Raw genomic sequence first — 18,731 nt, forward strand, 5'->3', positions numbered from 1 at the left:
TTTTCGACAGATGTTGCTTGCGTGAGCCCCGCCCACGCCTGACGCAGGAGCCCCGCACGCATGTTCGCCTACATCCTCAAACGCCTGCTGCTGATGATCCCAACCCTGCTGGGCGTGCTGCTGCTGACCTTTGTCGTGATCCAGTTCGTACCCGGCGGCCCGGTGGAGCAGTACCTCGCCGAGACCAAGGCGGGAGCAGGCGCAGGGGCGGAAGGTGGTGGCATGAGTTACCGCGGCGGCCAGGGCATCGACCAGAAGCGTCTCGATGAGATCAAGGCCCTGTACGGCTTTGACAAGCCTCCTGCCGAGCGCTTTGTGCAGATGGTGGGCCAGTTTGCACGGTTTGACCTGGGCCGCAGCTTCTTTCAGAACAAAAGCGTCTGGCAACTCATCAAGGAAAAGCTCCCGGTCTCCATCAGCCTGGGTCTGTGGACCTTTCTGATCAGCTATCTGGTGGCCGTGCCGTTGGGCATTGCCAAGGCGGTGCGGGCAGGCTCGCGCTTCGATCTGGTCACGTCGCTGTTCGTGCTGGTGGGATATGCCATTCCGGGCTTTGTACTGGGCGTACTGCTTTTGGTGGTGTTTGCCGGGCAGCTTGCATGGTTTCCACTGCGCGGGCTCACCTCTCCCAACTGGGAGGAGCTGAGCTGGGGGGCGCGCATCATCGATTACCTCTGGCACATCACCTTGCCGGTGACAGCCATGGTGGCAGGCAGCTTTGCGGTGACTGCCATGCTCACTAAGAACTCTTTCCTGGAGGAAATCCGCAAGCAGTATGTGATGACGGCGCGCGCAAAAGGGCTGTCGGAACGCCAGGTGCTGTGGCGCCATGTGTTCCGCAATGCATTGCTGCCCATCGTGACCGGCTTTCCTGCGGCATTCATCGGCGCGTTCTTTGCGGGCTCGCTCCTGATCGAGACGCAGTTCTCGCTCGACGGTCTGGGCCTGCTCAGCTACGAAAGCGTGATCCGCCGCGATTACCCGGTGGTGCTGGGCACCCTGTACCTCTTTACGCTGATCGGCCTGGTCACCAAGCTTGTCAGCGACCTGTGCTACGTGTGGGTGGATCCGCGTGTCAAGTTCGACTGAGGCGCCCATGCCAGCACCTGCCGGGCAAGGCCCGCTGAATAAGATCCGTACCTTACGCCTTGCGCAGATACAGGCGGCGCAGCAGCACGGCCACCAGCACGAGGTTGAGCACCAGCACCAGCGCACCCTGCCAGTGGCGATGCGCCAGAAGGTGCCGAACTTCCAGCGGTATGTACAGCCCCGCAGACAGTGCGCCCAGCCATTCGCCCCATGCCTTGTCGTGCCACAGGCCCCAGGCTTCCAGCCAGCGCAGCGCGATGTAGATGGCACCCAGCAGCACCAGGGTATGGATGGAGCTGGCATTGATCCTGTCCACCCAGGTGATCAGCACTGCCGGGTAGCGGGCTTCGGGCGACAGGCCGAAGTGCCCGATCAGCTCCAGCGCGAGGCGGTGCAGATCATGGTGCAACAGACTGAGCAGACCCAGAAGCCCCAGCAGCGCAGCAACGCCCTTGAGGGCTTCGAAGATAGCAATGCCCTGCAGCGCAGTGCGCAGGGCATGAGGAGGATTGGCAGCGGGCATGGCGCACAGCATGATCGATGGCGCGCCGTTTTGCTGTCGGCCAATGGCGCTATCAATGACGCTGTCAATGGCGCTTTCAATGACGATATAGTTGGCCTCAGGCCCAACCATTCAGCGACAGGAGGGGAGCTGTGCCTGCGCAGGCTCCGCAGACCATAACGATGACCGAGCGTGTTTCCACTGCGGCCCCGGGCCGCTCACCCGCCGCCCGCGCCTGGCGCCGTTTCAAATCCAACAAGCTGGGGTTTTACAGCCTGGTGGCCTTTGTGGTGCTGGTGGTGGTGAGCCTGTTTGCCGAGGTGATCAGCAACGACAAGCCGCTCATCGTGCGCTACGAAGGGCACACCTACTTTCCGCTGGCCAAGGATTACCCGGAAACCACGTTTGGCGGCGATTTCCACACTACCACCGATTTTCTCGACCCCTTCATCCAGCAGCAATTGGCCAAGGATGGCAATTGGGCGATTTTCCCCATCAACCGCTACGGTAAGTCCACCATCAATTACTTTGCCAAGGCGCCCAATCCTTCGCCGCCGTCGCGCGACAACTGGCTGGGCACCGATGACCGGGGGCGAGACCTGCTGGCGCAGCTGCTGTACGGCTTTCGCGTCAGCGTGCTGTTTGGCCTGGCGCTGATGGCCATTGGTGTTGTGCTGGGCGTGGTGGCGGGCGCCATTCAGGGGTTTTTTGGCGGCAAGACCGATTTGCTGCTGCAGCGCCTGTCGGAAATCTGGGGTTCGATGCCCGAGCTGTACCTGTTGATCATCTTCAGCGCGGTGTTTGCGCCCAGCGTGGCGCTGCTGCTGATCCTGCTGAGCCTGTTTGGCTGGCTGGGGCTGGCAGACTATGTGCGTGCCGAGTTCCTGCGCAACCGGCAGCTGGACTATGTCAAATCTGCCCGCGCACTGGGCGTGCCCAACTGGCAGATCATGTGGCGGCACATTCTGCCCAACAGCCTGACGCCGGTCGTGACCTTTCTGCCTTTCCGCATGAGCGCTGCAATCCTGATGCTGACGTCGCTGGATTTTCTCGGTCTGGGCGTGCCGCCCGGCACGCCGAGCCTGGGCGAGCTGCTCTCGCAGGGCAAGAACAACATCGACGCCTGGTGGATATCACTTGCCACCTTTGCTGTACTGGTGATCACATTGCTGCTGCTCACCTTCATGGGCGATGCGCTGCGCGATGCGCTGGACCCAAGAAAACAGCTCAATACCCCTGCTACGCCTTCCAACAAAGCGCAGACAGCTACGCAAACCGTAGCGACTGCCTTGCCTGCCCAGCCAGCACATGTGGAGGTGCGCCATGGTTGACACCAATCGGGCGGAGCCAGCGCCGCTGTTGCAGGTGCGCGATCTGCATGTGGCCTTTGGAGGCCAGGACGTGGTCAAAGGCGTGAGCTTTTCGATGCATGCAGGTGAAAAACTCGCGCTGGTGGGCGAATCCGGATCGGGAAAATCCGTGACGGCCCTGTCGCTGCTGCGCCTGGTGGGAGATGCGCACTTGCGCGGTGAGGCCTTGATGAGTGCACGCAATCTGCTGCAAATTTCAGAGCGAGAGATACAGGCCGTGCGCGGCGATGAGATCGCGGTGATCTTTCAGGAGCCGATGACGGCGCTCAACCCGCTGATGACCATGGGTGCGCAGATTGCAGAGGTGCTGCAGCTCAAGCAAGGGCTTTCGGACAAGGCGGCTTGGGCGCAGGCCGTGCAACTGCTGGCCACCACAGGCATCCCTGAGCCGGAGCGGCGCGCCGCCAGCTACCCGCACCAGTTGAGTGGCGGGCAACGCCAGCGCGCCATGATCGCCATGGCACTGGCCTGCAAACCCAAGCTGCTGATTGCCGATGAACCGACCACAGCGCTGGATGTGAGCCTGCGCGGGCAGATTCTGGATCTGCTGAACGACCTGCAGCGCGAGACGGGCATGGCGGTGTTGATGATCACGCACGACCTGCCGCTGGTGCGGCACTTTGCCGACCGAGTGGCTGTGATGGAAAAAGGCCTGCTGGTGGAGCAGGGCAGTGTGGCCGAGGTATTTGCTGCGCCCCAACATCCCTATACCCGCAGGCTGCTGGCCAGCACGCCACAGCGCGATGTCATTGCGCCAGAGACCGGTGCGCAATCTGTATTGGTGGCGCAGAATCTGTCCGTGGCCTATGCCACGCCGCTGCCGGGCTTCACGGGCTGGTTCCGCAAGGGCCGGTTCGAGGCGGTGCGCGAGGCCAGCCTGCAGTTGGCGCAGGGTCAGACGCTGGGTGTGATTGGCGAATCGGGCTCGGGCAAATCCACCCTGGCCCAGGCCATTCTGGGCCTCTTGCCTAGCACGGGGGAGTTGCGCATCGAGCAGCAACCCTGGCAACTGCCCGCGCAGCGCAATACCCCCGCCAACCAGCACTTGCGCCGCAAGGTGCAGGTGGTGTTTCAGGATCCGTTCTCGTCGCTGTCGCCGCGCATGACAGTGCAGGAAATCGTGGGTGAAGGCCTGCAGCTCGCGCAGCCCCGCATGGCCGCCGCCGATCTGCAGCAACAGGTGCTGGCACTGCTGCGAGAAGTGGGCCTGACCGAGGAGCAGTTCCCCGGCCTGCTTGAGCGCTACCCGCACGAATTTTCGGGCGGCCAGCGCCAGCGGCTGGCCATTGCCCGCGCATTGATCGTCAACCCGGATATCCTGGTGCTCGATGAGCCCACCAGTGCGCTCGATGTCACCATCCAGCAGCAGGTGCTGGCTCTGCTGCAGCGCCTGCAAAAGGAGCGCGGGCTGTCGTATGTGCTGATCACCCACGATGTGGCAGTGATCCGCGCCATGGCGCACCAGGTGCTGGTGATGAAGGATGGCCGTATAGTCGAATCGGGCGAAGTGATGCAGGTGCTGGACGCCCCGCGCGAGGCCTATACCCAGCGCCTGATGGCTTCGAGCCTGGAACTGTCGCCGGTGGTCCCGTGAACTATTGTTTTGATAGCTGATTGCGCCTGATGGGCAAGGGCTAGTGATTTTTTTAACGCATAAATCATGACGGAATTGCTCCAGGTGAGCCATTTGGGCAAGCGTTTTGGCGGCGTGCAGGCGGTTGCCGATGTCAGCTTTTCGCTGCGGCGCGGCGAAGTGCTGGCTTTGATCGGTCCCAATGGCGCAGGCAAGACGACCACCTTCAACATGGTGGGCGGCCAGCTGCGGGCGGACGCCGGATCGGTGCGCCTGAGCGGCACCGAACTGGTGGGCAAGCTGCCGCGCGAGATCTGGCGCCTGGGCGTGGGGCGCACCTTCCAGATTGCCGAAACCTTTGCGTCGCTGACGGTTGTCGAAAATGTGCAGATGGCGCTGCTGTCGGCCGCAGGCCGCACCTTTTCGCTGTGGCAGAAGGCACGTGATTTTCGGCGCGACGAGGCGCTTGCACTGCTGGCGCTGGTGGGCATGCAGGCCCAGGCCGACCGTCCCTGCAGCGAACTGGCCTATGGCGATGTGAAAAGCGTGGAGCTGGCCATTGCCATGGCGCACCAGCCGGCACTTTTGCTGATGGACGAGCCCACCGCCGGCATGGCCCAGGCCGAGCGCCATCAGTTGATGGCGCTGACGCAACGCCTGGCGCGCGAGCGCGACATGGCAGTATTGTTCACCGAGCACAGCATGGATGTGGTGTTCGCCTATGCGGACCGTATCATCGTGCTGGCGCGTGGCAGCCTCATTGCCGAGGGCTCGCCGGACGAAGTGCGCAGCAACCCCGAGGTGCAGGCCGTGTATCTGGGCAAGGGCTCCACCAACAAGGCGGCAACCAACGAGGAGGCTGCATGAATGGCGCCGTAAATACTGCGAATGCAGAGGTGCTGCTGGAGGCTCTCCAGCTCAACGCCTGGTACGGCGCGGCCCACATTCTGTTTGATGTGTCGCTGAACGTACGGCGTGGCGAAGTGGTAGCGCTCATGGGGCGCAACGGTGCCGGCAAATCCACCACGCTCAAGGCCATCATGGGCCTTTTGGCGCGGCGCAGCGGGCAGGTGCGATTTTGCGGACACGACATCTCGCACCATGAAGCCTGGCAGATTGCCCGTGAGGGCCTGGGCTATGTGCCCGAGGATCGCCGCATCTTCACCGAACTGACGGTGCTGGAGAATCTGGAAGTGGGCCGCCAGCCTGCCCGCCGTTGGCCGGACGGCACGGTGGCGAGTGACTGGACGGCAGAGCGCCTGCTGGCCTTCTTTCCCAATCTGGCGGCCATGCCCGGGCGCCCAGGGGGGCAGATGAGCGGTGGCGAGCAGCAGATGCTGACTGTGGCGCGCACCCTGATGGGCAATCCCTACCTGGTACTGCTTGATGAACCATCGGAAGGCGTGGCACCGGTCATCGTGGAGCAGATGGTGCAGATGATCCTGCAGCTCAAGGCGCATGGTGTGAGCATCCTGCTGTGCGAACAGAACCTGCACTTTGCCCAACTGGTAAGTGACCGGGCCTATGTACTGGAGAAGGGAGAAATCCAGTTTGAAGGCAGCATGGCGGCCTTGCTGGAGCGTGAGAGGGCAGGGGCTCGGTTGGTTGGGGTGTAAGGTGCCATAAAAAAGCAGAAAAGGAGCTGATTTGCTCCTTTTTTGATAGCTGTTGACGCATTGTGAATAGGCGTCAGAATGGGCTTGTATTTTTTACCACTGCCCTGTCGGGTTCACGCCATCCTGCATCACCCAATGGATGCGGTCGGCCTCCACACCCATCAGCTCCGCCTGGTAAAGCAGCAACTCAGTGGTTTCACCGTCGAGCACCGGCTCGCGCGAGAGCAGCTTGAACGAATCGGTGGTATCGCCCATGATCATGGCCCACTGGTAATCGGGGTCGATGGCCACGATGTGGTAGCCCTCGTAGAACGGGCCGAGGAAAGATGCCTTCATGGCGCCGAAGTGCGGAGACCCCACAAAGCGTGCATTGCCAGTCGATTCCACCCAGCGGTGGGTGCCGGTATGAAACCCCCGCATGGTGATGGACAGGCTGCCATCGTCTTGCAGTTCGTACTCGATGCGCGAGCGGGTCAGCGGCTTGCCCAGGCCTTTTTCGATCCGGGCGATCTCGTACCAGTCGCCTACAAAGCGTTCCACATCAAAATCGGATACCGGCTCGATCTGCGCGGCTGGCACCACCTTGGTAGATTGGTTGCCGAACCACCGGTACACCGCATAGGCCGCGAAGGCCGACAAACCTACGGCAACCACAGGCAGCCATGACCTGTGGCCAGGCTGGGAATCTTGCGGTTCTCGCTCATCCATAGAAAACCTTTCTCCTCTATCAGCAAACATGGCAAGCACTTGTACAAACCAGCGGGCGTGTGCAGACGCATCCTCACGGGCAAAACATAGGGCCTGGGCCGAATTTGCGCAAGTCTTGATGGCCTGATTGATCACTGGATCGTAAGCAGGTTCAAGAAGTTTACAAGCACCCGTGTGAACACCATGTGCTGAGACTATTGAAAAATAGCGGATCCAGCGTCGTTTGCTCGGCTAATTTCGCACGAATGCGTGGGATTTAGCCCCTGGTTTTTATCGGTGCGCCCGCTTCTGTGGCCTAATAAGGGTTTTGTCTTTATCGCGAGGTCCCAGCATGGGCAATAAAATCGTTACGGAAGCTGATCGCAAGTTCACCCCTCAACCTCCTCTGCCTAACGGCAAGAGCCTGCCTACCCCCGGCCGTGGTCAAAAGTCGAGCCGCGCTCGTGGCGTTGCTACCCGTACCAAGAAGAACCCCGGCAAGCGTACGCACAAGGGCGGTTAATTCGCCTCGCAGCGGCGGCGCACCGTTTTCGTGCCGTCCGCATGCCGCGCTTGCCACGATCAGGCGCGGCATGCGGATGGCACACTTTCCGCCAGCTGCCACAAAAAAACCGCACCATGAGGTGCGGTTTTTTATTGCCTGGTGTGTAGCTGGTTTCAGCCCGCTGGGCGCCAAGTGCTTCTCCGGCGATGGCAAGGCGATTTCTGGCGCAGCATGGTCACAAGCCTTGCAGCTTGCGGCGCAACTCCAGCACTTCCTCCATCAAGTCCACAGTCATTGCGGCCAGTTGCGGGTCGGCGTCATACATTCGCTCAAGTTGTGCCACACGCCTTGCGCGCACGATGGACGGGCTGGCAAAGCGCCAGCTGGTCACAGCCGTTGCGTGGCGTGTGCCGGTGCTCGGGGTGAGCACGCCGTCCACCACGCGGGCCTGCACCCATTCCACACTGCGGTGGCAGGCGCGAGCGAGAGTGACGGCATCCAGCGCGTCATCGTCCAGGATTTCCAGGGTGGTCGTGTGGATGCTGGCGGTGTATTGGGTCATGTTCAGGCTCCTTGGCGGGGCTGGAAGCGGGGGAAGGCCTTGGCAAACGCCTCGTAGGCGGCTTTGGCCTCGGCGCTGTCGGCAGGCGGTGTGGTCAGTTGCAGCTCCAGATACAGGTCGCCCGGCGTTGCGGCGGGCAGGCCCTTGCCTTTGAGTCGCAGTTTGCGCCCGGCCGACCATCCGGCGGGGATGGTCACCTCCAGCGTTCCCGCAGGTGTGTTCACTTCGGCCGAGCCGCCAATGGCTGCCTCCCATGGCGCAACGGGCAGAGACATGTAGACATCCTTGCCCTCGGAGCGCCAGCGCTTGTCGGCGCGAAAATGCACTTCCAGCAGCAGATCACCCGCCTCGCCACCGTTGTAGCCGGGGCCCCCTTGGCCTGCAAGCCGGATCATCTGACCCTCGCGCACGCCTTTGGGGATCTTGACCTGCAGCTGGCGCTCTTTCATGACGATATCGCCGTGCTCATCCAACTGGCGGCCATGCAGCGTGAGCATGCGCTCGGCGCCCTGGTAGCTGTCGATCAGGTCCAGCTCGATGCTGGCGTGCTGGTCTTCGCCGCGCATGGGGTGCATGCGGCTGCCCGCCCCGCCGGGCCCACCAGCGCCCCGTTGCGCGCGGGCCTGACCGAACATCTGGTTGAAGAAGTCGCTGTAGTCGGCATCGCCATCCATGTGCTGGCGGCTGAAATTGAAATCGCCCGGGTTGAACCCTTCTGCGTTCTGGAATGGGTTGCCGCCGCGCGCGCCGCCTGCAAAACCGCGTGGCGCGTCCAGCATGGCGTCATATTCGGCGCGTTTTTCTGCATCCGACAGCACGGCATTGGCCTCGTTCAATTCGGCCATGCGTTTGTCGGCGTCTTTTTCCTTGCTGATGTCGGGGTGGTATTTGCGGGCCAGCTTGCGGTACGCCTTTTTGATATCGTCCGCCGAGGCCTTTTTGTCCACTCCGAGAACTTGGTAGTAGTTTTTGCTATCCATGGTGAATGAGTGCTCCCGTTTTTGGCAGGCTGCGTTCACTGCCCATTGCATTGTCCAGTGTGCAGCCCAATAAGCACAAAATGGTAGTTTTTTTCAATGATTCAAGGTTGCATCGCCAGGTTTTGCAAATTAATACCCGGGATTCGGGTTCGCCAATGGTGGTACAAACACGGCTTTGCAATTGCTAAATGGGAAAGTCTGTATGACAGAGGCTGCATCTGCACCCTGGCTGGTGGTGTGTCTGTGCGCTGAGTGGTGTGGTACCTGCAAGGAGTACCGTCCGGTGTTTGAAGCACTGGCCCAGCAATTGCCTTCCATGCGATTTGCCTGGCTGGATGTGGAGGACGAGGAAGACGTGGTGGGCGATCTGGATATCGTGACATTTCCCACCATGCTTGTGGGGCAGGGCGATCAGCCGTTATTTCTGGGGCCATTGCTGCCGCAGATCGGTATTTTGCAGCGCATGCTTGAGCGTTTTTCCGTTTCTGGAGCCCCAGTGCTGCCGCCAGAAGATGCAGCCCATGCACTGCTAGCCAATGTGCGGCGATTGCTGGCTGCGCGGGCTTGATTGCCCAGAGGGCTTTTACGCGCGCAATCGGTGTCCAGTCGTTGCAAAGCTACTGGTTTGCCCCTATAATGGATGTAATACACGACCAAACGGGCGGTGCCAACCGCCCGTTTTTTTTGGTCGCATGTTTTTCGGCTCGAAGCTGCGGAATGTGTAACTTTCCGTGGCTCTCGGGTTTTTCGTATTTGCGGGATAAATATCACACGTGAGCTTGCAAGAAATCGCCTTACAAACGGTGACTGGCCTGGGCTATGACCTGGTGGAGATCGAACGCTCCGCTGGCGGCCTGTTGCGCATCACCATCGATCTGCCCTGGGCCGCGGAAGACCTCCGTCCCGAGGGTATGCCAGAGCAGTTTGTGACGGTTGAGGATTGCGAGAAAGTCACCCGCCAGTTGCAGTTTGCCCTGGAAGTCGACGGAGTCGATTACACGCGCCTGGAAGTATCCTCGCCCGGCATCGACCGCCCGCTGCGCCATGAACAGGATTTCATTCGCTTTACCGGCGAGGTGATCGATCTGACTTTGAAGGAAGCCATTGGCGCCGCAGCCGAAGGCACTGGCATCAGCGCCAACCGCAAGAAGTTTCGCGGCACGCTGGAGCGCACCGATACCGGTGGCTGGCAGATCGTCTGGAGCGACGCGCCACCGGTCAAGCCCGGCGCTCGCGTCAGCAAGAAGCGTCCGCCTGCACCGCTGCAGAGCATGGGCTTCACGCTGGATGAGTTGCGCGAAGCGCGCCTGGCGCCCATTGTCAGTTTCAAAGGTCGTGCTGCAGCGCCTGCTGCCGATGAGCAAGGCTGAACCAAGTGCTATGGGAAGTGGATCTGTTCGCCACTTTCTGTTTGAAGATTGAAATAGGAGAGTCGTCGCATGAATCGCGAATTGTTGATGCTGGTGGATGCCATCGCGCGCGAAAAGAACGTTGAGCGCGATGTGGTTTTTGGCGCTGTGGAATCTGCCCTGGCCCAGGCAACCAAGAAGTTGTACGAAGGCGAAGTGGATGTGCGTGTGGCCATCGACCGCGATACGGGCGACTATGACACCTTCCGCCGCTGGCTGGTGGTGCCTGACGACGCCGGTCTGCAGAACCCGGAAGCCGAAGAAATGCTGATGGATGCGGTAGACCGCAAGCCCGATGCGCAGGTGGGCGACTTTCTGGAAGAACAGATCGAGTCCCTGCCCATTGGCCGTATTGGCGCAATGGCGGCCAAGCAGGTCATTCTGCAGAAGATCCGTGACGCCGAGCGCGAAATGCTGCTCAACGAGTTCATGGCCCGTGGCGACAAGATCTTCTCCGGCACCGTCAAGCGCATGGACAAGGGCGACCTGATCGTGGAGTCGGGCCGCGTCGAAGGCCGTCTGCGCCGCGCCGAAATGATTCCCAAGGAAAACCTGCGCAACGGCGACCGTGTGCGCGCCATGATCATGGACGTGGACCTGACCTTGCGTGGCGCACCGATCCTGCTGTCGCGCTCGGCGCCTGAGTTCATGGTGGAGCTGTTCCGCAACGAAGTGCCCGAGATCGAACAAGGCCTGCTCGAAATCAAGAGCTGCGCCCGCGATCCAGGCAGTCGTGCCAAGATTGCCGTGCTCAGCCACGACAAGCGCATCGACCCCATCGGTACCTGCGTCGGCGTGCGCGGCAGCCGTGTCAATGTGGTGACGAATGAGCTTGCCGGTGAGCGCGTCGATATCGTGCTGTGGTCCGAGGACCCCGCCCAGTTTGTGATTGGTGCGCTGGCGCCTGCCAATGTGTCGTCAATCGTGGTGGACGAAGAAAAGCACGCCATGGACGTGGTGGTGGACGAGGAAAATCTCGCCATTGCCATCGGCCGCGGCGGCCAGAACGTGCGTCTGGCGTCTGACCTCACGGGCTGGAAGATCAACATCATGGACGCTGCCGAATCTGCCCTCAAGCAGGAAGAGGAGACCAGCACCTCGCGCAAGCTGTTCATGGAAAAACTCGATGTGGACGAGGAAATCGCCGACATCCTGATCGAAGAAGGCTTCTCCAGCCTGGAAGAAGTGGCCTATGTGCCGCTGCAGGAAATGCTGGAGATCGAGCGTTTTGACGAAGAAACGGTCAATGAACTGCGTTCGCGCGCCAAGGATGCGCTGCTGACCATGGACATTGCCCGTGAAGAAAGTGTTGCCCGTGTTTCCCAAGAGTTGCGTGATCTCGAAGGGATGACGCCTGAGCTGGTGACCAAGCTGGAAGCTGGTGGAATCCACACGCGTGACGACCTGGCCGATCTGGCCATTGATGAATTGACCGAGCTGACCGGCCAGTCAGAAGAAGAAGCGAAGGCCTTGATCTTGAAGGCGCGCGAGCACTGGTTTGATGGACAGGAATAAGGTCAGGAGGCACGGAACAAGATATGTCGAGTAATACTGTTGCTGAGTTCGCCGCCGAACTCAAAAAATCGCCGGAAACCTTGCTGGAACAACTGCACTCTGCAGGCGTGTCCAAGCAGGCAGCGTCCGATGCACTGACTGAAGCAGACAAGCATAAGTTGCTGACGCACCTGCAGGCAGCGCACGGCTCCGCAGACCGCAAGAAAATCACCTTGACCAAGAAGTCGACCAGCGAGATCAAGCAGGCCGATGCCACGGGCAAGGCACGCACGATCCAGGTCGAAGTGCGCAAGAAGCGCACCTTCGTCAAGCGTGATGATGTGGTGGAAGCCAATTCGGAAGAAGCCATCAAGCACGCCGAAGCCAAGCAAAAGGAAGCCGAGCACAAGGCCGAACTGGCCAAGCGCGAGGAAGAAGCCCGCCGCGAAGCCGATTCGATCAGCAAGCAGGAGGCTGACCTGGCCCAGGAGCGTGCTGCGCGTGAAGAGCGCGAGCGCAAGGAGCGCGAAGCCGAAGAGCGCGCCGCTGCCTACGCCGCTGCCGAAGCTGCCAAGGCCGCTGAAGCCAAAGCCGCCAAGGAAGAGGAAAAGCGCGAGCATGCCGCAGAAGCTGCAGCCCGTGTCGAAGCCCAGGCAGAAGCCAAGCGCAAGGCTGACGAAGAATCGCAGGCCCGCGCAGCGGAAGAGACTGCGCGCGCCGCAGACTTGGACGACCGACGCCGCAAGGCGCTGGCCGAGGCCGAGGCCATTCGCGCCATGATGAATGCACCCAAGAAGGTGCTCGTGGCCAAGAAGCCTTCGGAAGAAAAGAAGGAAGCCAAGCCTGCCGACGCCAAGAAGGGAACCCTGCACAAGCCTGCAACTACCGGTGCGGCTGGTGCAGCCAAGACGGGCCCAGGCGCAGGCGCCAACAAGGAAGTCAAGTCGGCCAAGCTGTCGTCGAGCTGGAGCAACCAGAACGACAACAACGGCAAGAAGAAGGAAATCAAGACCCGTGGCGACAGCTCCGGTGGCGTGGGCGGCCGTGGCAACAACTGGCGCTCGGGTCCCCGTGGCGGCGGTCGCCGTGGCAATGATCGCAACGATCACCACCAGGCAGCTGCGCCGGTGGAAGCCCGTGTGCTGGACGTTCATGTGCCAGAGACGATCACCGTGGCCGAGCTGGCCCACAAGATGGCCATCAAGGCATCCGAAGTGATCAAGGCGCTGATGAAGATGGGCCAGATGGTGACCATCAACCAGCCGCTGGACCAGGACACCGCGATGATCGTCGTGGAGGAAATGGGTCACAAGGCGCACGTGGCTGCGCTGGATGATCCTGAAGCCTTCACCGCCGAAGAGGAAAACCAGGCCGAAGCGGAAGCTCTGCCACGCGCACCAGTGGTGACCGTGATGGGCCACGTCGACCACGGCAAGACCTCGCTGCTGGACTACATCCGCCGCACCAAGGTTGCGGCGGGCGAAGCCGGTGGCATTACCCAGCACATCGGTGCCTACCACGTGGAAACGCCACGCGGCGTGATCACCTTCCTGGATACCCCGGGTCACGAAGCCTTCACGGCCATGCGTGCCCGCGGTGCCCAGTCCACCGACATCGTGATTCTGGTGGCGGCAGCCGACGACGGTGTGATGCCGCAGACCAAGGAAGCCATCAAGCACGCCAAGGCGGCTGGTGTTCCTATCGTGGTGGCCATCACCAAGGCAGACAAGCCAGAGGCCAATCCAGACCGCGTCAAGCAGGAGCTGGTGGTGGAAGAGGTGGTGCCTGAAGAATACGGTGGCGATTCGCCATTCGTTGCCGTGTCCTCCAAGACCGGCCAGGGCATTGACGAGCTGCTGGAGCAGGTGCTGCTGCAGGCTGAAGTGCTGGAGCTGAAGGCTCCGGTGGATGCCAATGCCAAGGGTATCGTGATCGAAGCCCAGCTGGACAAGGGCCGCGGCCCTGTGGCCACGGTGCTGGTGCAGTCGGGTACCCTCAAGGTGGGCGACGTGGTGCTGGCGGGCCAGACCTATGGCCGCGTGCGCGCCATGGTGGACGAAGATGGCAAGACTGCCAAGGACGCAGGTCCTTCGATCCCGGTGGAAATCCAGGGTCTGTCCGACGTACCGCAAGCTGGTGATGACTTCATGGTGCTGCCCGATGAGCGCCGCGCCCGTGAAATTGCCACCTACCGCGCCGGTAAGTTCCGCAACACCAAGCTGGCCAAGCAGCAGGCTGCCAAGCTGGAGAACATGTTCGCCGAGATGGGCGCCGGCAATGTGCAGACCTTGCCGATCATCATCAAGGCCGACACCCAAGGCTCGCAGGAGGCGCTTTCCGCTTCGCTGCTCAAGCTGTCGACCGACGAGGTCAAGGTGCAGATGGTGTATGCAGGCGTCGGTGGCATCTCCGAGTCCGACATCAACCTGGCATTGGCTTCCAAGGCCATCGTCATCGGCTTCAATGTGCGTGCAGACGCGCAGGCCCGCAAGACGGCGGAAGGCAATGATGTCGATATCCGCTACTACAACATCATCTACGACGCTGTCGATGAGTTGAAGGCAGCCATGTCCGGCATGCTGGCGCCCGAACAGCGCGAAGAGATCATCGGTATGGCCGAGATCCGCACCGTGTTCGTGGCTTCCAAGATCGGTACCGTGGCGGGTTCGTACATCACCCAGGGCCATGTCACCCGCAGCGCGCACTTCCGCCTGCTGCGCGACAATGTGGTCATCTACACGGGTGAGATCGAGTCGCTGCGCCGCATGAAGGACGATGTCAAGGAAGTCAAGGAAGGCTTCGAGTGCGGTATCAAACTGCGCAACTACAACGACATCAAAGAAGGCGACATGCTGGAAGTCTTCGAGATCAAGGAAATCGCCCGTACGCTTTAAAGGCGATAGCTGCTGGCGCAAGCTGTGCAAGGGTTCAAGGCTGAAAGCCTTGAATCCATTGCCCGGCAAGCGCCTTCAGTTCACTTTTTATACATGGCAACCAAACGCAAATCTGCTGCGCCGAACCGCAGCTTCAAAGTCTCTGACCAGATCCAACGGGATCTGTCGGAGTTGATCGCCCGCGAGTTGAAGGATCCGCGCGTTGGCATGGTGACCCTGCAAGCCGTGGAGGTGACGCCGGACTATGCCCACGCCAAGGTGTACTTCAGCCTGCTGGTTGGCGATCCGGATCAGACCCAGGATGCGCTGAACCAGGCCGCAGGTTTCCTGCGCAACGGCCTGTTCAAGCGCCTGCACATCCATACCGTGCCCACCTTGCATTTCATCTATGACCGCACCACCGAGCGTGCGGCCGACATGAACGCCTTGATCGCCAAGGCAGTGGCGTCGCGCGGCCCCGAAGAAGGTTGAAGCATGAACGCCACTCGCACCAGGGTGCAGCGGCGCCCTGTGCATGGGGTGGTGCTGCTCGATAAACCCATTGGCCTGTCCAGCAATGACGCTTTGCAGAAAGTGAAGTGGTTGCTGCGCGCTGAAAAGGCCGGTCACACAGGCACGCTCGATCCGCTCGCAACTGGCGTGCTGCCGCTGTGCTTTGGCGCTGCCACCAAATTCAGCCAGCTGCAGCTCGATGCGCCCAAGACCTACGAGGCCTTGGTGTGTCTGGGCGCCACCACCACCACGGGTGATGCTGAAGGGGATGTGGTGCAGAACTGGGAGCTTGGCGCTGCGGAGCGCGCTGCCCTGACGGCCCAGCGCCTGGCCCAGGTTGCTGCGCAATTCACCGGCGATATCCAGCAGGTGCCGCCGATGTACAGCGCCTTGAAGCGCGATGGCAAAGCCCTGTATGAATATGCCCGCGCCGGTATCACCATCGAGCGCGAAGCGCGTGCTGTCACCATCTATCGGTTGGAATTGACCATCTGCGAAGATGAGCAGTCGTTCATTGCCATCAAAATGGTCGTTCAATGCAGCAAGGGCACGTATGTGCGTACCCTGGCAGAAGACATTGGTACCGCCTTGGGGGCGGGAGCGCATCTGCGCAGCCTGCGCCGTGTCGAGACGGGCGGCATCGACCTTTCGGGCACCGTCACGATCGAGCAGATCGAGGCAACGCCTGACGCGGAGCGTCTGCAATACGTACTATCGGTAGATACATTGCTGGCGGCGCACACGCGTGTCACGTTGGATGGCGATAATGCAGCCAGATTTCTGTCCGGCCTGCGCCGGCGGGGGGAATGGGCGGATGCGGATGCCGTGGCCGTCTATGGGGATGTATCGACGGTCCGTCCCGAGGCATGCCAGTCTTTCGGGGTTGCAGGCCATTCATTGCAGGGCAGCGTGGGCGCGAATGACGATCCACCGGCACTGCTGGGCGTGGCGCACATCCGGGCGCGGGAACTCATTCCCGACCGGCTGCTCAGTCCCATCGAGATACAACAAATTTTGGAAGGAACGCCGCGTCCACAAGCCAGCGGCATTTTGGAAACATCATGAGCAAACAAATCCGCAATATTGCGATCATCGCCCACGTTGACCACGGCAAGACCACCATGGTTGACCAACTGCTGCGCCAGTCCGGCACTTTTGCCGAGCACGAAAAGGTCGTTGATACCGTGATGGACAACCACGCCATCGAACGCGAGCGTGGCATCACCATTCTGGCCAAGAACTGCGCAGTGTCCTGGAACGGCACCCACATCAACATCCTCGACACCCCGGGCCACGCGGACTTCGGCGGTGAAGTGGAACGCGCGCTGTCCATGGTGGACGGCGTGGTGCTGCTGATCGACGCGCAGGAAGGCCCCATGCCCCAGACGCGCTTCGTGACCAAGAAGGCGCTGGCCCTCGGTCTCAAGCCCATCGTGGTGGTGAACAAGGTCGACAAGCCCGGTGCCAACCCCGACAAGGTCGTGAACGCCGCTTTCGACCTGTTCGACAAGCTGGGCGCTACCGATGAACAGCTGGATTTCCCCGTGGTCTACGCCTCGGGCATCAACGGCTGGTCGTCCAAGGAAGAGGGCGAGCCCGGCGCGCAATGGGGCCCCGACATGTCGGCCCTGTTCGAAACCATTCTGGAACACGTACCATCGGTGCAGGGCGATGCCTCGGCACCGTTGCAGATGCAGGTCTCGGCGCTGGATTACTCCACCTTCGTGGGCCGTATCGGCGTGGGCCGCATCACCCAGGGTACGCTCAAGCCCGGTCAGCAAGTGGCCGTGATGGCAGGCCCGGATGGCAAGAGCTACAACGGCAAGATCAACCAGGTGCACACCTTCCAGGGTATTGACCGCGTGCAAGCGACCGAAGCCGGTCCTTCCGAGATCGTGCTGGTGAGCGGTATCGAAAACATTGGCATCGGCGAAACCATTACCGACACCGCCAATCCGCAGCCGCTGCCGATGCTGAAGATTGACGAGCCTACGCTGACCATGAACTTCTGCGTGAACACCTCGCCACTGGCAGGCCGCGAAGGCAAGTTCGTGACCAGCCGCCAGATCTGGGACCGCCTGCAGAAGGAGCTGCGCTCCAACGTGGCGCTGCGCGTCAAGGAAACCGACGAAGACGGTATCTTTGAAGTCTCGGGCCGCGGTGAACTGCACCTGACCATTCTGCTGGAAGAAATGCGCCGCGAAGGCTATGAGCTGGCCGTCTCCAAGCCCCGCGTGGTGATGCGGATGGTGGACGGCGAAAAGCACGAGCCTATCGAGCTGGTTACCGCCGATATCGAAGAAGGCCACCAGGGCGGCGTGATGCAGGCCTTGGGCGAGCGCAAGGGCGAGCTGGTGAACATGGAGCCCGATGGTCGTGGCCGTGTCCGCCTGGAATACCGTATTCCTGCCCGTGGCCTGATCGGTTTCACCAACGAATTCCTGAACCTGACCCGCGGTTCCGGCCTGATCTCCAACATTTTCGACAGCTACGAGCCTTATAAGGGCGAAATCGGCGGCCGCAAGAACGGTGTGCTGATCTCGATGGACGATGGTGAAATCTTCACCTACGCCCTGGGCAAGCTGGACGACCGTGGCCGCATGTTTGTCAAGGCCAACGATCCGGTGTACGAAGGCATGATCGTCGGTATCCACAGCCGCGACAACGATCTGGTGGTGAACGCCACCCGTACCAAGCAGTTGACCAACTTCCGCGTCTCGGGCAAGGAAGATGCGATCAAGATCACGCCTCCTATCGAACTGTCGCTGGAATACGGCGTGGAATTCATCGAGGACGACGAGCTGCTGGAAATTACCCCCACCAGCCTGCGTGTGCGCAAGCGCCACCTCAAGGAACACGACCGCAAGCGTGCGCAGCGCGAAGGCATGTAATTCGTACCGGGTGCCGAACGGCACCCTTGTACCACCCAAAGGCCGCATTTGCGGCCTTTTTTACGTTTTTGGCTCCATGCCATCCAATCCTGTAGCGACGCCCGCCAATCCGCTGCTGTATCTGAAAGATGCAATGGTATAAATCCAAAACTGTTGTAGAGCGAAGCCAATGGCAAACACCGTTTCAGGCCGGATAACTCCCGCCATTTACCTGCAGGCCCAGCAATTGCATCGTGCCCGGGCCGTCAAGATTGCGTACCTGTGCTGTGCAGTGCTGGCCCTGGTGGGCGTGGCGGGTATTGCATTGGGGTATCGGTGGGGCTTGATGGTGTTCGCGGCGGGCATCGGTGGCCTGCTGGGTCAATGGATTGCCGAGAGGTTTTACATACCCTACAAGGTGAAAAAACTCCATGGGCAGTACAAAGACCTGTCGAGCGAGTTCACGATGACCTGGGATGCGCAATATCTGCAGGGACAAGGCCCGAGCGGGCGCAGCCAGCGGCTGTGGAGCAATTACTGCAAGTGGAAGGAAGACAGGCATGTCTTCCTGCTGTATATCGCAGACAACCTGTATGAGATGATGCCCAAGGCCTGGTTTGCAGATGCCGCCGAGATAGATGATTTCCGGCGATGCGCGTCGCAGATCGGGCAAGCGACGCCATAGCTT

General features: G+C 60.9%; 17 protein-coding genes and 1 pseudogene. 14 read left to right on the forward strand and 4 right to left on the reverse strand.

All coding sequences use genetic code 11. The features are described 5' to 3' along the window. Positions 1 to 60: 60 nt before the first annotated feature. On the forward strand, positions 61 to 1,089 hold the full coding sequence (locus tag HNP33_RS14815; RefSeq protein ID WP_184709752.1) for a microcin C ABC transporter permease YejB: 1,029 nt from the start codon (positions 61 to 63) through the stop codon (positions 1,087 to 1,089). A gap of 52 nt (positions 1,090 to 1,141) precedes the next feature. Here HNP33_RS14815 and HNP33_RS14820 read toward each other — a convergent pair whose 3' ends face one another. Next, positions 1,142 to 1,723 carry a DUF2127 domain-containing protein gene (locus HNP33_RS14820; protein WP_233464540.1) on the reverse strand — a complete coding sequence of 194 codons (582 nt, stop codon included), beginning with the start codon at positions 1,721 to 1,723 and terminating at the stop codon, positions 1,142 to 1,144. A 50-nt stretch (positions 1,724 to 1,773) separates the two neighbouring features. Here HNP33_RS14820 and HNP33_RS14825 point away from each other — a divergent pair. From HNP33_RS14825 to HNP33_RS14840, 4 genes and pseudogenes are all read left to right on the forward strand, one after another. Further along, a pseudogene (locus HNP33_RS14825) lies at positions 1,774 to 2,817 on the forward strand (ABC transporter permease); the annotation flags it as partial. Positions 2,818 to 2,914: 97 nt separating this feature from the next. Next, positions 2,915 to 4,555, forward strand: coding sequence for an ABC transporter ATP-binding protein (locus tag HNP33_RS14830; protein WP_184709749.1), 1,641 nt, complete (start codon positions 2,915 to 2,917; stop codon positions 4,553 to 4,555). Positions 4,556 to 4,621: 66 nt separating this feature from the next. Next, positions 4,622 to 5,401: an ABC transporter ATP-binding protein gene (locus HNP33_RS14835; RefSeq protein WP_184709747.1), complete on the forward strand. Its 780-nt coding sequence runs from the start codon at positions 4,622 to 4,624 to the stop codon at positions 5,399 to 5,401. Beyond that, positions 5,398 to 6,150, forward strand: coding sequence for an ABC transporter ATP-binding protein (locus HNP33_RS14840; protein ID WP_184709746.1), 753 nt, complete (start codon positions 5,398 to 5,400; stop codon positions 6,148 to 6,150). The genes HNP33_RS14835 and HNP33_RS14840 overlap by 4 nt, the downstream gene beginning before the upstream one ends. Positions 6,151 to 6,243: 93 nt before the next feature. Here the strand turns inward: HNP33_RS14840 and HNP33_RS14845 are convergent, their stop codons facing one another. Next, on the reverse strand, positions 6,244 to 6,858 hold the full coding sequence (locus tag HNP33_RS14845; RefSeq protein WP_184709744.1) for a lipocalin family protein: 615 nt from the start codon (positions 6,856 to 6,858) through the stop codon (positions 6,244 to 6,246). A 331-nt stretch (positions 6,859 to 7,189) separates the two neighbouring features. Here HNP33_RS14845 and HNP33_RS14850 point away from each other — a divergent pair, with 331 nt between their 5' ends. After that, positions 7,190 to 7,360: a hypothetical protein gene (locus HNP33_RS14850; protein WP_184709742.1), complete on the forward strand. Its 171-nt coding sequence runs from the start codon at positions 7,190 to 7,192 to the stop codon at positions 7,358 to 7,360. A gap of 217 nt (positions 7,361 to 7,577) precedes the next feature. On the opposite strand, the gene HNP33_RS14855 is transcribed toward HNP33_RS14850, so the two are convergent. Beyond that, positions 7,578 to 7,904: a MerR family transcriptional regulator gene (locus HNP33_RS14855; protein ID WP_184709740.1), complete on the reverse strand. Its 327-nt coding sequence runs from the start codon at positions 7,902 to 7,904 to the stop codon at positions 7,578 to 7,580. Between the two features lie 2 nt (positions 7,905 to 7,906). Next, positions 7,907 to 8,884 (reverse strand): DnaJ C-terminal domain-containing protein, encoded by a 978-nt coding sequence (locus tag HNP33_RS14860; RefSeq protein WP_184709738.1) that lies wholly within the window; start codon positions 8,882 to 8,884, stop codon positions 7,907 to 7,909. A 202-nt stretch (positions 8,885 to 9,086) separates the two neighbouring features. On the opposite strand from HNP33_RS14860, the gene HNP33_RS14865 reads away from it, so the two are divergent. The 8 genes from HNP33_RS14865 (at position 9,087) to HNP33_RS14900 (ending at position 18,728) form a co-directional block, all read left to right on the forward strand. After that, positions 9,087 to 9,452 (forward strand): thioredoxin family protein, encoded by a 366-nt coding sequence (locus HNP33_RS14865; RefSeq protein WP_184709736.1) that lies wholly within the window; start codon positions 9,087 to 9,089, stop codon positions 9,450 to 9,452. Positions 9,453 to 9,657: 205 nt separating this feature from the next. Then, on the forward strand, positions 9,658 to 10,254 hold the full coding sequence (rimP, locus tag HNP33_RS14870) for a ribosome maturation factor RimP (RefSeq protein ID WP_184709734.1): 597 nt from the start codon (positions 9,658 to 9,660) through the stop codon (positions 10,252 to 10,254). Positions 10,255 to 10,323: 69 nt separating this feature from the next. Next, a complete protein-coding gene (gene nusA, locus HNP33_RS14875; protein WP_184709732.1) occupies positions 10,324 to 11,808 on the forward strand; it encodes a transcription termination factor NusA in 1,485 nt (494 codons plus the stop codon). 23 nt (positions 11,809 to 11,831) lie between these two features. Beyond that, positions 11,832 to 14,681: a translation initiation factor IF-2 gene (infB, locus tag HNP33_RS14880; protein ID WP_184709730.1), complete on the forward strand. Its 2,850-nt coding sequence runs from the start codon at positions 11,832 to 11,834 to the stop codon at positions 14,679 to 14,681. 93 nt (positions 14,682 to 14,774) lie between these two features. Further along, on the forward strand, positions 14,775 to 15,152 hold the full coding sequence (rbfA, locus tag HNP33_RS14885; RefSeq protein WP_184709727.1) for a 30S ribosome-binding factor RbfA: 378 nt from the start codon (positions 14,775 to 14,777) through the stop codon (positions 15,150 to 15,152). 3 nt (positions 15,153 to 15,155) lie between these two features. Continuing rightward, positions 15,156 to 16,238 carry a tRNA pseudouridine(55) synthase TruB gene (gene truB / locus HNP33_RS14890; protein WP_184709725.1) on the forward strand — a complete coding sequence of 361 codons (1,083 nt, stop codon included), beginning with the start codon at positions 15,156 to 15,158 and terminating at the stop codon, positions 16,236 to 16,238. Continuing rightward, entirely contained in the window at positions 16,235 to 18,064 is a 1,830-nt protein-coding gene (gene typA, locus HNP33_RS14895; protein WP_184709723.1) for a translational GTPase TypA, read from the forward strand. Before truB ends, typA begins: the two co-directional genes overlap by 4 nt. 169 nt (positions 18,065 to 18,233) lie before the next feature. Continuing rightward, positions 18,234 to 18,728, forward strand: a complete 495-nt coding sequence (locus HNP33_RS14900; RefSeq protein ID WP_184709721.1) for a YcxB family protein — start codon at positions 18,234 to 18,236, stop codon at positions 18,726 to 18,728. Positions 18,729 to 18,731: the final 3 nt, after the last annotated feature.

Source organism: Comamonas odontotermitis, from assembly GCF_014207855.1.
GTDB classification, from domain to species: domain Bacteria; phylum Pseudomonadota; class Gammaproteobacteria; order Burkholderiales; family Burkholderiaceae_C; genus Comamonas; species Comamonas odontotermitis_A.

Coding starts and splice junctions, on each gene's coding strand:
- HNP33_RS14900 (WP_184709721.1), top strand. CDS start 18,234: ATGGCAAACACCGTTTCAGGCCGGATAACTCCCGCCATTTACCTGCAG.
- HNP33_RS14820 (WP_233464540.1), bottom strand. CDS start 1,723: ATGGTTGGGCCTGAGGCCAACTATATCGTCATTGAAAGCGCCATTGAC.
- HNP33_RS14815 (WP_184709752.1), top strand. CDS start 61: ATGTTCGCCTACATCCTCAAACGCCTGCTGCTGATGATCCCAACCCTG.
- truB (WP_184709725.1), top strand. CDS start 15,156: ATGAACGCCACTCGCACCAGGGTGCAGCGGCGCCCTGTGCATGGGGTG.
- nusA (WP_184709732.1), top strand. CDS start 10,324: ATGAATCGCGAATTGTTGATGCTGGTGGATGCCATCGCGCGCGAAAAG.
- infB (WP_184709730.1), top strand. CDS start 11,832: ATGTCGAGTAATACTGTTGCTGAGTTCGCCGCCGAACTCAAAAAATCG.
- HNP33_RS14850 (WP_184709742.1), top strand. CDS start 7,190: ATGGGCAATAAAATCGTTACGGAAGCTGATCGCAAGTTCACCCCTCAA.
- HNP33_RS14835 (WP_184709747.1), top strand. CDS start 4,622: ATGACGGAATTGCTCCAGGTGAGCCATTTGGGCAAGCGTTTTGGCGGC.
- rbfA (WP_184709727.1), top strand. CDS start 14,775: ATGGCAACCAAACGCAAATCTGCTGCGCCGAACCGCAGCTTCAAAGTC.
- HNP33_RS14830 (WP_184709749.1), top strand. CDS start 2,915: ATGGTTGACACCAATCGGGCGGAGCCAGCGCCGCTGTTGCAGGTGCGC.
- HNP33_RS14840 (WP_184709746.1), top strand. CDS start 5,398: ATGAATGGCGCCGTAAATACTGCGAATGCAGAGGTGCTGCTGGAGGCT.
- typA (WP_184709723.1), top strand. CDS start 16,235: ATGAGCAAACAAATCCGCAATATTGCGATCATCGCCCACGTTGACCAC.
- HNP33_RS14860 (WP_184709738.1), bottom strand. CDS start 8,884: ATGGATAGCAAAAACTACTACCAAGTTCTCGGAGTGGACAAAAAGGCC.
- HNP33_RS14865 (WP_184709736.1), top strand. CDS start 9,087: ATGACAGAGGCTGCATCTGCACCCTGGCTGGTGGTGTGTCTGTGCGCT.
- HNP33_RS14845 (WP_184709744.1), bottom strand. CDS start 6,858: ATGGATGAGCGAGAACCGCAAGATTCCCAGCCTGGCCACAGGTCATGG.
- HNP33_RS14855 (WP_184709740.1), bottom strand. CDS start 7,904: ATGACCCAATACACCGCCAGCATCCACACGACCACCCTGGAAATCCTG.